The following is a 14,944-nucleotide window of genomic DNA, read 5'->3' as shown; positions in this document are numbered from 1 at the left end:
CAGAGGGGGAGGGAGTTGGCACCAGATCACGCCAGCGCGCGGGCGATGCGCTGCATCGCGGCCTCGACGTTGGCCTGGCTGTTGAACGCGCTGATGCGCACATGCCGCTGGCCGCAGCGGCCGAAGCCTGCGCCCGGGGTGCAGACGACGGCGGCCTTGTCCAGCAGCAGATCGAAGAACGCCCAGGCGTCGCGGCCGGTGTCGACCCAGATGTAGGGCGAGTTGTCGCCGCCGGTGCAGGGCAGGCCCAGCGCCTGAAAGCCGGCGCGGATCGCCTGCGCGTTGCGCAGGTAGCCGTCGGTCAGCGCGCGGGTCTGCTGCCGGCCTTCGGGCGAGTAGACCGCCTCGGCGGCGCGCTGCACCGGGTAGGACACGCCGTTGAACTTGGTCGTGTGCCGGCGCGTCCACAGGCCGTGCAGCGCCACCGGCTCGCCCGTGTCGCACCAGGCCATGCAGTCCCGTGGCACGACGGTGTAGGCGCAGCGCAGACCGGTGAAGCCGGCGGTCTTGGAGTAGCTGCGCATCTCGATGGCGACCTCGCGCGCGCCCGGGATCTCGTAGATCGAGTGCGGCAGGCCGTCGTCGCGGATGAAGGCTTCGTACGCCGCGTCGAACAGAATCAGCGCCTTGGCCGCACGCGCCCAGTCCACCCAGGCCTGCAATTGCGCGCGTGTCATCGTCGCGCCGGTGGGGTTGTTGGGCGAGCACAGGTAGATCAAGTCCACCGGCTGGTCGGGCAGCTGCGGCACATAGCCGTTGGCCGCCGTGCATGGCAGGTAGACCAGGCCTTGGTAGCGGCCCTGCACCGCGGCGCCGGTGCGCCCGGCCATCACGTTGGTGTCGACGTAGACCGGGTAGACCGGGTCCGGAATCGCGACGCGGATGTCGGTGGCGAAGATCTCCTGGATGTTGCCGACGTCGCACTTGGCGCCGTCGCTGACAAAGACCTCGTCGGCATCGATCTGCGCGCCGCGCGCCTGGAAGTCGTGGCGCGCGATCGCCTCGCGCAGGAAGTCGTAGCCCTGCTCGGGGCCGTAGCCGCGAAAGGTGTCGGCCTGCGCGAGCTCGTCCACGGCCGCGTGCAGCGCGGCAACGCAGGCGGGCGGCAGCGGTTCGGTCACGTCGCCAATGCCCAGGCGGATCAGCCCGGCGTCCGGGCGGCGCTGCTGGAAGGCGCGCACGCGCTGCGCAATATCGGCGAACAGGTAGCTCGCCTGCAGCTTCTGGTAGTGCGGATTGATGCGGATCATGGCTGCTTTCTCAACGAGGAAGATGGGTCTGGCCCATCAGATAGAAGTCGATGGCGCGCGCGGCCTGGCGGCCTTCGCGGATCGCCCAGACGACGAGCGACTGGCCGCGACGCATGTCGCCTGCGGCAAACACGCCGGGCACGCTGGTGGCGTAGCCGGTCGCGTCGTCGGTGCCGGCACGGGCGTTGCCGCGCGCGTCCAGCGCCACGCCAAAGCTGGCAAGCACGCTGGCCACCGGGTTGGTGAAGCCCATGGCCAGCAGCACCAGGTCGGCCTGCCAGAGCTTTTCGCTGCCCTCGACCTCAACGAACTGGCCGCCTTCGCGGCGCAGCTGCACCGTCTTGAGCGCAGTCAGCCGCCCGCCCTCGCCGATGAACTCCTTGGTGGCAATCGCAAACTCGCGCTCGCAGCCCTCCTGGTGGCTGGACGAGGTGCGCAGCTTGTACGGCCAGTACGGCCAGGTCAGCGCCTTGTCCTCGTGCAGCGGCGGCATCGGCATCAGCTCGAACTGCACCACGTCGGCCGCGCCCTGGCGGCGCGCGGTGCCAACGCAGTCCGAGCCGGTGTCGCCACCGCCGATGACGATGACGCGCTTGCCCCGCGCGACGATCTGCCCGGCCACCGCGCTGCCGGCGTTGACGCGGTTTTGCTGCGGCAGGTATTCCATCGCGAAGTGCACGCCGGCCAGCTCCCGCCCCGCTACCGGCAGGTCGCGCGACTGCTCGGCGCCGCCGGTCAGCAGCACGGCATGAAATTCCTGCTGCAGCTGCCGGGCGCTGACGGTCTCGGTCGCGCCGTTGGTGACCTTGCTGTCTGCCGGCCAGTCGCCGACCAGCGTGTGGGTGCGGATCTGCACGCCTTCTGCGACCAGTTGCTCGACGCGGCGGTCGATGTGCGACTTGTCGAGCTTGAAGTCCGGAATGCCCAGGCGCAGCAGGCCGCCGACGCGCTCGTTCTTCTCGAACAGCACCACCTCGTGCCCGGCGCGCGCCAGTTGCTGCGCGGCGGCCAACCCCGCGGGGCCGGAGCCGACGATGGCGACGCGCCGGCCGGTACGCACCCGGGGCGGCTCGGGGCGCACCCAGCCCTCGGCCCAGCCGCGGTCGATGATGGCGTGCTCGATGGACTTGATGCCCACGGGCTGGGCGTTGATGTTGAGCGTGCACGCCGCCTCGCACGGCGCGGGGCAGATGCGGCCGGTGAACTCGGGGAAGTTGTTGGTGGACTGCAGCACCTGCAGCGCGCGCTTCCAGTCGTCGCGGTACACGAGGTCGTTGAAGTCCGGAATGATGTTGCTGACCGGGCAGCCGCTGCTGCAAAACGGCGTTCCGCAGTCCATGCAGCGCGCGCCCTGCTGGCGCGCCTTGTCAGCGGCCAGCGGGTATACGAACTCCTTGTAGTGGCGCACGCGGGCCTCGACGGGCTCATACGTCTCTTCGATGCGCTCCAGTTCCAGGAAGCCGGTGATTTTTCCCATGGTGTTCTCGCTTTCTGCGTTCTGCTCAGGCCGCTGCGGGCAGGGGCTGCTCTGCGGCGCGCAGCATGTGCGCCTGCAGCGCGTGCCGGTATTCGTGCGGAAAGACCTTGACGAAGCGCGCGCGGGCGGCGGGCCAGTCGGCCAGGATGGCGCGGGCGCGGGCCGATCCCGTCCACTGCGCGTGAGAGCGCAGCAGCGACAGCAGCAGCAGCTCGTCGGCCAGATCCTGGTGCAGCGGGATGTCCGCCGCGGCCTGCGCCGGCGCGGCAAGCACGGGGGCTAGCGCCACCTGCGCGGTGTTGCAGCGTGCGGCGAACGCGCCGTCCTCGTCGTACACATAGGCGATGCCGCCCGACATGCCGGCCGCAAAGTTGCGCCCTGTGGCGCCCAGCACCACGGCGGTGCCGCCGGTCATGTATTCGCAGCCGTGGTCGCCCACGCCCTCGACGACAGCGCTGGCGCCCGACAGGCGCACGCCGAAGCGCTCGCCGGCAACGCCGCAGAAATACGCCTCGCCCGAGGTCGCGCCGTACAGCACGGTGTTGCCGACGATGATGTTGCGCGTCGCGTCACCCGCAAACGTGCTGCCCGGGCGCACCACGATGCGCCCGCCCGACAGGCCTTTGCCGGTGTAGTCGTTGGCCTCGCCGGTCAGGCGCAGCGTGATGCCTTTGGCGAGAAAGGCGCCGAAGCTCTGGCCGCCGGTGCCGCTGGCCTCGATGCGCACGCGGTCGTCGTCCAGGCCGTCGGGGTGCAGCCGGATCAGCTCGCCCGACAGCAGCGTGCCTGCGGTGCGGTGCACGTTGCGCACCTCGGCGTCGATGCGCACCTGGCCGCCGCGGGCAAGGCCGGCGCGCATCGCGTCCATCCACTCCATGTCGATCGCGCGCCCAAGCTGGTGGTCCTGCTGCTCCTCGTGGCGGCGCGCCACGCTGTCGGGCGCGGTGGGCAGCGCCAGCACGCGGCTGAAGTCCAGCCCGCGCGCCTTCCAGTGCGTGATGCCGGCGCGGGTGTCGAGCAGGTCGGCGCGGCCGATCAGCTCGTCGAGCCTGCGCACGCCCAGCTGCGCCATGATGCGCCGCGCCTCCTCGGCGACGAAGAAGAAGAAGTTGACCACGTCCTCGGGCGTTCCGGTGAAGCGCTGGCGCAGCACCGGGTCCTGCGTGGCCACGCCCACCGGACAGGTGTTCAGGTGGCACTTGCGCATCATGATGCAGCCCGACGCGACCAGCGGCGCGGTGGCAAAGCCGAATTCGTCCGCGCCCAGCAGCGCGCCGATGACGACGTCGCGCCCGGTCTTGAGCTGGCCGTCCACCTGCACGCGCACGCGCCCGCGCAGGCGGTTCAGGACCAGCGTCTGCTGCGTCTCGGCCAGGCCCAGCTCCCAGGGCGTGCCGGCGTGCTTGATCGACGACCAGGGCGAGGCGCCGGTGCCGCCGTCGTGGCCGGCGATCACGATGTGGTCGGCCTTGGCCTTGGCAACGCCCGCGGCCACGGTGCCCACGCCGACTTCGGATACCAGCTTGACCGAGACGTCGGCGCGCGGGTTCACGCTCTTGAGGTCGTGGATCAGCTGCGCCAGGTCTTCGATGGAATAGATGTCGTGGTGCGGCGGCGGCGAGATCAGCCCGACACCCGGGATCGAGTGGCGCAGCCGCCCGATGTAGGGCGAGACCTTTTTGCCCGGCAGCTGCCCGCCCTCGCCGGGCTTGGCACCCTGCGCCATCTTGATCTGGATCTGGTCGGCCGACACCAGGTAGCCGGTGGTCACGCCAAAGCGCCCGGACGCCACTTGCTTGATGCGCGAGCGCAGGCTGTCGCCGTCCTGCAGCGCGTAGTCGGCCTCGACCACGCCGCCCAGCACCTGCGACAGGCGCGTGCCCTTGGTGATCGAGATGCCGCGCATCTCGCCCTGGTAGCGCGCCGGGTCTTCGCCGCCCTCGCCGGTGTTGCTCTTGCCGCCGATGCGGTTCATCGCGATCGCCAGGTTGGTGTGCGCCTCGGGCGAGATCGAGCCCAGCGACATGGCACCGGAGGCAAAGCGCTTGACGATCTCGGCCGCGGGCTCGACCTCATCGAGCGCAATGGCCTTGGCCGGGTCGATGCGCAGCTCGAACAGGCCGCGCAGCGTCATGTGGCGCCGGCTCTGGTCGTTGATGATGGCTGCGTACTCCTCGAAGGTCTCGTAGCGCCCGGCGCGCGTGCCGTGCTGCAGCAGGGCGATGGCGTCGGGCGTCCACATATGCTCCTCGCCGCGCGCGCGCCAGGCGTATTCGCCGCCATCGGGCAGCATGCCGTCGCGCAGCACATCGCCGCCAAACGCGAGCCGGTGGTTGCGCAGCATTTCCTCGGCCAGGTCGAAGATGCCGATGCCGCCGATCTGGCTGGTCGTGCCGGCAAAGTGGGCGCGCACCAGCGATTCATGAAGGCCGACGGCCTCGAAGATCTGCGCGCCGCAGTACGACATATAGGTGCTGATGCCCATCTTGGACATGGTCTTGGACAGGCCCTTGCCGACCGCGTGGGTGAAGTTCTCCACCGCCGCTTGCGCGCTCACGCCCTGCGCGGGCGCCAGGTCGGCCACGGTCTGCAGCGCCAGCCAGGGGTGGACCGCCTCGGCGCCGTAGCCGGCGAGCACCGCGAAGTGGTGCACCTCCCAGGCGCTGCCGGTCTCCACCACCAGGCCGGCCGCGGTGCGCAGCCCGGTGCGCACCAGGTGGTGGTGGATGGCGGACAGCGCCAGCAGCGCCGGAAGCGCCACATGCTCGCGGTCCATGTGCCGGTCGGTCAGGATCAGGATGTTGCAGCCCGACTCGATGGCCTCGGCCGCGCGCGAGCACAGTGCGGCCAGCCGCGCCTCGATGCCCTGCGCGCCCCAGGCGGCGGGATAGGTGATGTCGATCTCGCCGCTGCGCAGCTTGCCGCCGGTATGGCTGGCAATCGCGCGCAGCCGCGCCATGTCGGCAAAGTCCAGCACCGGCTGCAGCACTTCCAGGCGAATCGGCGGGTTGACCGCGTTGATGTCCAGCAGATTCGGGCGCGGGCCGATGAACGAGACCAGCGACATCACGACCGCCTCGCGGATCGGGTCGATCGGCGGGTTGGTCACCTGCGCGAACAGCTGGCGGAAATAGTCGTACAGCGGCTTGCTGCGCTCGGACAGCACGGCCAGCGGCGCGTCGTCGCCCATGGAGCCCATGCCCTCGCCGTCGCCGCGCGCCATCGGCGCGAGCAGCAGCTTCAGGTCTTCGCGGCTCATGCCGAAGGCCTGCTGGCAGTCCAGCAGCGGCGCGGGCAGCGCCGGCTCTGCATCGGCAGCTTCCACCGCAATGCCGTCGAGCCGGATGCGCACGTTGTCTATCCACTGGCGGTAGGGGCGCGCCGACGCGTAGAGGTTCTTGATCTCGTCGTCCTCGACGATGCGGCCCTGCTCCAGGTCGATCAGAAACATGCGCCCGGGCTGCAGCCGCCACTTGCGCACGATGCGCTCGTCGGGAATCGGCAGCACGCCGGCCTCGGACGCGAGCACGACCAGGTCGTCGTCGGTGACGACGAAGCGCGCCGGGCGCAGGCCGTTCCTGTCCAGCGTCGCGCCGATCTGGCGCCCGTCGGTGAAGACCATCGCTGCCGGGCCGTCCCAGGGTTCCAGCATCGCGGCGTGGTACTCGTAGAAGGCGCGGCGCTGCGCGTCCATCAGCGTATGTTGCTCCCAGGCCTCGGGAATCATCATCATCACCGCCTGCGCCAGCGGGTAGCCGGCCATCACCAGCAGCTCCAGCGTGTTGTCGAAGGTGGCGGTGTCGGACTGGCCGTCCAGCGTGATCGGGTAGAGCTTGCGCAGATCCGCGCCCAGCACCGGCGAGCGCATCTGCCCCTGGCGCGCGCGCATCCAGTTGAAGTTGCCCTTGACGGTGTTGATCTCGCCGTTGTGCGCCACCATCCGATAGGGGTGGGCCAGCGGCCACGAGGGGAAGGTGTTGGTCGAGAAACGCTGGTGCACCAGCGCCAGTGCCGACACCACGCGCTCGTCCTGCAGATCAAGGTAATAGCGCCCGACCTGGCCGGCCAGCAGCAGGCCCTTGTAGATCACGGTGCGGCACGACATGCTGGGCACGTAGTACTCGGCGCCGTGGGTCAGCGCCAGCGCGGTGATGCGCGCCGACGCGGTCTTGCGGATCACGTAGAGCTTGCGCTCGAGCGCGTCGGGCACCAGGATGTCGGCGCCGCGGCCGATGAAGACCTGGCGCATCACCGGCGCGCTTGCACGCACCGCGTCCGACATCTCCAGCGTGTCGTCCACCGGCACCTCGCGCCAGCCCAGCAGCACCTGGCCTTCGGCGTGCACCGCGCGCTCCAGCGCATCGATGCAGGCCTCACGCGAGGCGGCCTCCTTGGGCAAGAAGATCATGCCCACGCCGTACTCGCCCGGCGGCGGCAGTTCCACGCCCTGCGCGTGCATCTCGGCGCGGTAAAAGGCGTCGGGAATCTGGATCAACAGGCCCGCGCCGTCCCCCATCAGCGGGTCGGCGCCCACGGCGCCGCGGTGGTCCAGGCTTTTCAGAATGCGCAGGCCCTGGGCGACGACGGCATGCGACTTGACGCCCTTGATGTGCGCAACAAAGCCGACGCCGCAGGCGTCGTGCTCGGCCTGCGCGTACAGGCCCTGCGCGTGGGCGGTGCGGATTTCTTCGGGGCTGGCCGGTGCAACGGGCTGCGCTGCGCCGGCGCTTCGGGATTGGGGATCCACCTGGGTCATGGTCGGGCCTTCTGAAAATGCGAACAGGTCTCGTGTCCAGCGGGCGCCGCCACCGCGGCACCCCTGCCCGATTCCTGTTGCAAAGACCGTGCCAGGCCTGCGCGGCGCACCACGCCAGGGCGGCGCACCGGCAATGGGCCCGCCGCCGGGCCGCATCGCGCACCAAAACAGTGCATTCGTGCATCAAGAGCGCGCGCCGCGCTGGTGCAGGCACCGAAAGCAAAACGCCGCAGCCATTGGCCGCGGCGTTTTGCGTACCGGTAGTCCGACAGACTCCCAGCGTCAGCTGCTGTACGCGCGCTCGCCGTGCGAGGCGATGTCCAGCCCCTCGCGCTCGGCCTCCTCGGGCACGCGCAGGCCGACCAGCAGGTCGGCCACCTTGAAGGCCAGCGCCGCGGCGGCGCCCGACCAGACCAGCGTCAGCAGCACGCCCTTGATCTGGATCCAGACCTGCGCGGCCATGGCAAAGTCCGCAGCGCCGGTGCCGCCCAGCACCGGCGCGGCAAACACGCCAGTCAGGATGGCGCCGGCAATGCCGCCCACGCCATGTACGCCGAATACGTCGCAGGCGTCATCCACACGCAGCAGGCGCTTGAGGCCGCCCACGCCCCACAGGCACAGCGGACTGACGACCAGGCCCATGGCGAGCGCGCCCATCGGCCCGACGAAGCCCGCCGCCGGCGTGACCGCAACCAGCCCGGCGACCGCGCCCGAGGCCGCGCCCAGCATCGACGCCTTGCCCTTGTGCAGCAGGTCGCCCACCATCCACGACAGCGTGGCCGCGGCCGTGGCCAGCACCGTGTTGATGAAGGCCAGGCCCGCCGTGCCATTGGCCGCACCGGCCGAACCGGCGTTGAAGCCGAACCAGCCCACCCACAGCAGCGACGCGCCCACCATGGTCAGCGTCAGGCTGTGCGGCGTCATCGCCTCCTTGCCAAAGCCGATGCGCCTGCCCACCATGGCCGCGCCCACCAGCGCCGCCATGCCGGCGTTGATGTGCACCACGGTGCCGCCGGCAAAGTCCAGCGCGCCGTCGCGCCCCAGCAGGCCACCGCCCCAGACCATGTGCGCCATCGGCACATAGCTGAGCGCGAACCACAGCGCCGAGAAGACCAGCACGGCCGAGAAGCGGATGCGCTCGGCGAACGCGCCGACGACCAGCGCGACGGTGATTGCGGCAAACGTGCCCTGGAAGGCGACGAACACGTATTCGGGCACCGTCGGCAGCATGGCCGAGAGCGTGTCGGGCGCGATGCCCTTCAGGAACAGCCGGCCCGCGTCGCCCAGGAACAGCCCCTCGCCGCTGAAGGTGAAGCTGTAGCCGAACAGCGCCCACAGCACGCTGACCAGCGCGAAGACGACGAAGACCTGCACCAGCACCGACAGCATGTTCTTGGCGCGCGCCAGGCCGCCGTAGAACAGCGCCAGGCCCGGAATCGTCATCAGGATGACGAGCAGCGTGGAGGTCAGCATCCAGGCGGTGTCGCCCGAGTCGAGCCGGGGCGCGGGCATGTCGTCTGCGCGGGCGAGCGACGCCAGCGACAGCAGCACGAAGGCAATCGGTATCCTCATAGCGCGTCCCCGCCTTCCTCGCCGGTGCGGATGCGCACGACCTGGGCCAGCTCCGAGACGAAGATCTTGCCGTCGCCGATCTTGCCGGTGCGCGCCGCGCCCTCGATCGCCTCGATCACGTGCTCGACGCGCGCGTCGTCGACCGCGGCCTCGATCTTGACCTTGGGCAGAAAGTCGACGACGTATTCGGCGCCGCGGTACAGCTCGGTGTGGCCCTTCTGGCGCCCGAAGCCCTTGACCTCGGTCACCGTGATGCCCTGCACGCCGATGTCCGACAGCGCCTCGCGCACCTCGTCGAGCTTGAAGGGCTTGATGATGGCGGTCACCATTTTCATAGGGTGGCCCTCCCGGTGGCGGGGGCGCCGGTGAAAAGGGCAGGCGCCGGAGTGGCGAAGATGCGGTCTTGCATGGTCTCTCCTGTGGTCAAAAGCTTGTGCTTGCGACCTAGCGAGATTCATGCCAGTTCTGCGGCGCCGGCGCTTCCCGTGCGCGCCTGTGCGCCAGCGTGCAAAGAGCGGCCCGCGTGCGCGATGGCGGGGCAGCGCCCGCACCAGCACGGGGCAACGCCACGTCAATCCTGGGGCACGTCGTCGGGCACGTCGTCGGGTGCCGCATCGCCCAGACCCAGCTCCCGGATCTTGCGCGTCAGCGTGTTGCGCCCCCAGCCCAGCAGCGCGGCCGCGTCCCTGCGCCCGCCGGCGGCGTGCTGCAGCGCGGCGCCGATCAGCGTGCGCTCGAACGCCGGCAGCGCCTGCTGCAGCAGGTCGTGGCGGCCCTGGGCCAGCGCGTCGGTGGCCCATTGCGCCAACGCGCGCTCCCAGTCCTGCGCGAGCGCGCCGGTGGCGTCGCCGGCACCTGCTGCGCCGCCCTCGCCGGCGGGCGGGTGCAGCAGCTCTGGCGGCAGGTCGCCCACGTGCACCTCACGGCTGGAGGCCATCACCGTGATCCAGCGGCAGGCGTTCTCCAGCTGGCGCACATTGCCCGGCCAGGGCAGCTGGGCCAGGTGGCGCTGCGTGGCCGGCAGCAACACGCGCGGCTCCATGTGCAGCTCGGCGGCGGCCTTGTGCAGAAAGAAGTCGGCCAGCCGCAGGATGTCCTCGCGGCGCTCGCGCAGCGCCGGCAGCTGGATGCGGATGACGTTGAGCCGGTAGAACAGGTCTTCGCGAAAGCGCCCCTGGCGTACCAGCGCCTCCAGCTTCTGGTGCGTGGCGGCAATGATGCGCACGTCGGCGCGCACGCTGGCCACGCCGCCCACGCGGTGAAAACTCCCCTCGGAGAGAACGCGCAGCAGGCGCGTCTGGGCGTCCAGCGGCATGTCGCCGATCTCGTCGAGAAACAGCGTGCCGCCGTGGGCCTGCTCGAAGCGCCCCTGGCGCTGGGCGGTGGCGCCGGTGAACGCGCCCTTCTCATGGCCGAACAACTCCGACTCGATCAGCTCGCGCGGAATGGCCGCGACGTTGAGCGCGACCAGCGGCCCCTGGCTGCGCGGGCTGTGGCGGTGCAGCGCGCGCGCCACCAGCTCCTTGCCGGTGCCCGACTCGCCATTGATCAGCACCGTGATGTCGGACTGCGACAGCCGCCCGATGGTGCGAAACACCTCCTGCATCGCCGGCGCCTCGCCGATCAGCCGGTCGATCTGCGAGATGGCCCGCACCGCCGCGGCCGGGCTGCTCTCGCGCGCATGGGCGACGGCGCGGCGCACCAGCGCCACTGCCTCGTCCACGTCGAAGGGCTTGGGCAGGTATTCGAAAGCGCCGCCCTGGTAGGACTGGATTGCGCTGTCCAGGTCGGAATGCGCGGTCGTGATGATCACCGGCACCTGGGGGCAGGCGCTGCGCAGGTGCTCCAGCAGCGCCAGGCCGTCCATGCCCGGCATGCGGATGTCGCTGACGATGGCCTGCGGCCAGGCGCCGGGCGGCTGCTGCACCACGGCGTCGGCGCTGTCGAAGCTGCGCGTGGCCAGCCCCGCCTGCTGCAACGCCTTTTCCAGCACCCAGCGGATGGATTTGTCGTCGTCGATGATCCAGACGAGGTCAGGTGCGGGCATGCGTTGCGGCTCCAGGGTTGCGGTGGTCGGGCGGCGGGCCGAACGGCACCAGTATCTTGAAGACGGTGCGCCCGGGGCGGCTGTCGCATTCGATGAAGCCGCCGTGCTGCTGCATGATGGACTGCGCGATCGGCAGGCCCAGGCCGGTGCCCTGCGAGCGGCGGCCGATCACCATCGGGTAGAACAGCGTCTCGCGCAGCGCCTCGTCGATGCCCGGGCCATTGTCCTGCACCTCGACCAGGCACAGCAGCGGGTGGCGCTGGGTGCCGATGGTGAATTGCCGCAACACGCGCGAGCGCACCGTGATGCGCGGCGGCTGGCCGTCCGGCGCGGGCGGCATCTCCAGCAGGGACTGCGCCGCGTTGCGCGCGATGTTGAGCACGACCTGGATCAGTTGGTCGGCGTCGGCCCAGACCTCGGGCAGGCTGGGGTCGTAATCGCACACCCAGGCAATCGCACTGCCCACCTCGGCCTGCAAAATCATGCGCACCCGCTCCAGCACCTGGTGGATGTTGACGCTGCGCAGCCGCGGCGGCTTGCGCACGTCCAGCATGCGGTCGGCCAGGTCGCGCAGGCGGTCGGCCTCGCTGATGATGACCCGCGTGTACTCGCGCAGCTCGGCGCTGGCAAGCGCGCGCTCGAGCAGCTGCGCCGCACCGCGTATGCCGCCCAGCGGGTTCTTGATCTCGTGCGCCAGGCCGCGCACCAGTGCGCGCGTGGCCTGGTTGGTGGTGAAGAGGTTGTCCTCGCGGTGGATGTGGATGCGCCGATCCAGCGGCTGCAGCTCGATGAGCAGCAGCGAAGGCGCGCCCGGCGCCGCGGGCAGCGGCGGCACCGGCGTGACGGTGTAGTCCACCGTCGCGCTCAGCGTGCTGCCCGGGCTGCGCAGCTGCACCTGGCGCTGGGTATAGGGCTGCTGCGTGGCCAGCGCCTGGCGCAGGTGCTCACCGTCCCAGTCCGCGCGCGCAAAAAAAGCCGCCAGCGGCTGCTGGCGCAGCTGCGGCAGGCTGGTGGCCAGCAGCTGCTCGGCGGCGTGGTTGGCCCACTGCACGTGCAGCTGCGCGTCCAGCAGCAGCACGGGCGTGGACTGGTGCTCCAGCAGGTGCGCGTGCAGCGCGAGTTCTGGAGAAGCAACACCCTGCTGTGCATCCGTCACGCCCACGACCGCCACCCCAGCCCTTGTTGTTCAAAGGCTATAGTACATGTCGAATTCCACTGGATGCACCGCCTGGCGCAGGCGATCGACCTCCTCCATCTTGCAGTCCACATAGGCCTGCAGCATGTCCTCGGTGAACACGTCCCCCTCCAGCAGAAACCGATGGTCGGCCTGCAGCGCCAGCAGCGCCTGGTCCAGGCTGTGCGCCACGCGCGGAATGTTCGCGGCCTCCTCGGGCGGCAGGTGGTAGAGGTTCTTGCTCATCGCGTCGCCCGGGTGCAGCCGCCGGCGAATGCCATCCAGCCCCGCCATCATCAGCGCCGCAAAGCACAGATAGGGGTTGGCCGTCGGGTCGGGAAAGCGGCATTCGATGCGCTTGGCCTTGGGGCTGGCGACGAACGGAATGCGGATCGACGCCGAGCGGTTGTTGGCCGAGTACGCCAGCATCACCGGCGCCTCGTAGCCCGGCACCAGGCGCTTGTAGGAGTTGGTGCCCGGGTTGGTGATGGCGTTGAGCGCGTGGGCGTGGTGGATGATGCCGCCGATGTAGTGCAGCGCCAGCTCCGACAGGTCGGCATAGCCCGGGCCGAAGAACAGGTTCTTGCCGTCCTTGAACAACGACTGGTGCACATGCATGCCCGAGCCGTTGTCGCCCACCAGCGGCTTGGGCATGAAGGTGGCGGTGCGGCCCGCCGCGTGCGCCGCGTTGTGCACGCAGTACTTGAGGATCTGCACCTCGTCGGCCTTGGCGACCAGGGTGTTGAACGCAACGCCGATCTCGCACTGCCCGGCCGTGGCCACCTCGTGGTGGTGCACCTCGATCTTCAGGCCCATGGCCTGCATGGCGGTGCACATGGCGGTGCGCACGCCGCTGAGCGAGTCCACCGGCGGCACCGGAAAGTAGCCGCCCTTGACGCGCGGGCGGTGGCCGCTGTTGGCGCCGTCGGCCTGCGCGCTGGCCCAGGCGCCCTCGGCCGAGTCGATCGCGTAGCTGACGCCCTGCATCTGGGCGTTCCAGCGCACCGCGTCGAAGACGAAGAACTCGGGCTCGGGCCCGAAGTAGGCCGTGTCGGCAATGCCGGTGGAGCGCAGATAGACCTCGGCGCGGCGGGCGATCGAGCGCGGGTCGCGCGAGTAGCCCTGCATGGTCGCGGGTTCAAGCACGTCGCTGCGCACGATCACCGTGGGCTCCTGCGCAAACGGATCCATCACGGCGGTGCCGTCGTCGGGCATCAGCACCATGTCGGACGCCTCGATGCCCTTCCAGCCGACGATGGACGAGCCGTCGAACATCTTGCCGCTCTCGAAAGCGTCTTCGTCCATGGCTTCGGACGGAAAGGTCACGTGGTGTTCCTTGCCCAGCGTGTCGGTAAAGCGCAGGTCAACCCAGCGCGCGCCTTGCTCTTGGATCAGGGATTGGGTCTTGGATGGCATGGCCGTGTTTCCATTGAAAGAAAAGGAGGTGCTTTCTTCAATGCAACAACCATGCCACTACCGGCCACGGCGCCGGGGCCAACGGCCGCGCCCGGTGCGGGCGTGCGTTCGCGGCCCATCGTGGTGCATGGCGGCGCGCCCGTGCACCACGATGGGGCACGGGCGCGGTACCGTCAGCCTCCGAACAGATCCGCCCCGCCGCGCCCGGCCGGCGCCTGCAGCCCCAGGTGGCGAAACGCCGCCAGCGTGGCCACGCGTCCGCGCGGGGTGCGCTGGATGAAGCCCTGCTGGATCAGATAGGGCTCGATCACGTCCTCGATGGTGCCCGCCTCCTCGCCGATGCTGGCGGCGATGTTGTCCAGCCCCACCGGCCCGCCGTCGAAGCGATGGATCACCGCCTCCAGGAACTTGCGGTCCATCACGTCGAAGCCCATCGGGTCGACGTCGAGCATGGCCAGCGCGCGCTGGGCGATCTCCTGCGTGATGCGGCCGTCGCCCTTGACGTCGGCGTAGTCGCGCACGCGGCGCAGCAGCCGGTTGGCGATGCGCGGCGTGCCGCGCGAGCGGCGGGCGATCTCGGCGCTGCCTTCGGCGTCGATCGGCGCCTGCATCAGGGAGCTGGAGCGCGTGACGATGCGCGCCAGTTCCTCGGGCGTGTAGAACTCCAGCCGCGCGACGATGCCGAAGCGGTCGCGCAGCGGGTTTGTGAGCATGCCGGCGCGCGTGGTCGCGCCGACCAGCGTGAAGGGCTGCAGGTCGAGCTTGATCGAGCGCGCCGCCGGCCCCTCGCCGATCATGATGTCGATCTGGTAGTCCTCCAGCGCGGGGTAGAGGATTTCCTCGACCACGGGTGAGAGACGGTGGATCTCGTCGATGAACAGGACGTCGTTCCTCTCCAGGTTGGTGAGCAGCGCCGCCAGATCCTTGGGTTTTTCGAGCACCGGGCCGCTGGTCTGGCGCAGGTTCACGCCCAGCTCGTGCGCGATGATGTGCGACAGCGTCGTCTTGCCCAGCCCCGGCGGGCCGAACAGCAGCACGTGGTCGAGCGCCTCGAAGCGCTTGCGCGCCGCGCCGATGAAGATCTCCAGCTGCTCGCGCGCCTTGGCCTGGCCCACGTATTCATCCAGCAGCTTGGGGCGCAGCGCGCGCTCCAGCGCCTCTTCCTGCCCGCCGGCGGCGCTGGCCGAGATGACGCGCTGCGCGGGCGCAGCGGCGGGTGCGGGCGCGAAGTCGTCGGTGTGGATGCTCATCG

General features: G+C 70.0%; 9 protein-coding genes. All 9 read right to left on the bottom strand.

Annotated features, from left to right (window positions below; genetic code table 11):
• Window positions 1-26: 26 nt before the first annotated feature.
• A complete protein-coding gene (locus ABD767_RS03725) occupies window positions 27-1,250 on the bottom strand; it encodes an LL-diaminopimelate aminotransferase (RefSeq protein ID WP_103044243.1) in 1,224 nt (407 codons plus the stop codon).
• Between the two features lie 10 nt (window positions 1,251-1,260).
• Complete coding sequence (locus ABD767_RS03720; RefSeq protein ID WP_103044242.1) at window positions 1,261-2,727, bottom strand: glutamate synthase small subunit; 1,467 nt, start codon at window positions 2,725-2,727, stop codon at window positions 1,261-1,263.
• Window positions 2,728-2,752: 25 nt separating this feature from the next.
• Window positions 2,753-7,483: a glutamate synthase-related protein gene (locus tag ABD767_RS03715; protein WP_103044241.1), complete on the bottom strand. Its 4,731-nt coding sequence runs from the start codon at window positions 7,481-7,483 to the stop codon at window positions 2,753-2,755.
• Window positions 7,484-7,765: 282 nt separating this feature from the next.
• Window positions 7,766-9,055 (bottom strand): ammonium transporter, encoded by a 1,290-nt coding sequence (locus ABD767_RS03710; protein WP_103044240.1) that lies wholly within the window; start codon window positions 9,053-9,055, stop codon window positions 7,766-7,768.
• Window positions 9,052-9,390, bottom strand: coding sequence for a P-II family nitrogen regulator (glnK, locus tag ABD767_RS03705; RefSeq protein ID WP_103044239.1), 339 nt, complete (start codon window positions 9,388-9,390; stop codon window positions 9,052-9,054). Before glnK ends, ABD767_RS03710 begins: the two co-directional genes overlap by 4 nt.
• Before the next feature lie 236 nt (window positions 9,391-9,626).
• Window positions 9,627-11,102: a nitrogen regulation protein NR(I) gene (ntrC, locus tag ABD767_RS03700; protein WP_103044238.1), complete on the bottom strand. Its 1,476-nt coding sequence runs from the start codon at window positions 11,100-11,102 to the stop codon at window positions 9,627-9,629.
• On the bottom strand, window positions 11,089-12,258 hold the full coding sequence (glnL, locus tag ABD767_RS03695) for a nitrogen regulation protein NR(II) (RefSeq protein WP_344868278.1): 1,170 nt from the start codon (window positions 12,256-12,258) through the stop codon (window positions 11,089-11,091). Before glnL ends, ntrC begins: the two co-directional genes overlap by 14 nt.
• A 30-nt stretch (window positions 12,259-12,288) precedes the next feature.
• Window positions 12,289-13,692 (bottom strand): type I glutamate--ammonia ligase, encoded by a 1,404-nt coding sequence (glnA, locus tag ABD767_RS03690; protein WP_103044237.1) that lies wholly within the window; start codon window positions 13,690-13,692, stop codon window positions 12,289-12,291.
• Window positions 13,693-13,865: 173 nt separating this feature from the next.
• A complete protein-coding gene (gene ruvB / locus ABD767_RS03685; RefSeq protein ID WP_103044236.1) occupies window positions 13,866-14,942 on the bottom strand; it encodes a Holliday junction branch migration DNA helicase RuvB in 1,077 nt (358 codons plus the stop codon).
• Between the last annotated feature and the right edge of the window lie 2 nt (window positions 14,943-14,944).

The organism is Comamonas faecalis (assembly GCF_039538025.1).
GTDB classification, from domain to species: Bacteria; Pseudomonadota; Gammaproteobacteria; order Burkholderiales; family Burkholderiaceae_C; genus Comamonas_C; species Comamonas_C faecalis.
The sequence above is the reverse complement of the archived record's forward strand: the minus strand, read 5'-3'. Positions and strand labels throughout refer to the sequence as shown.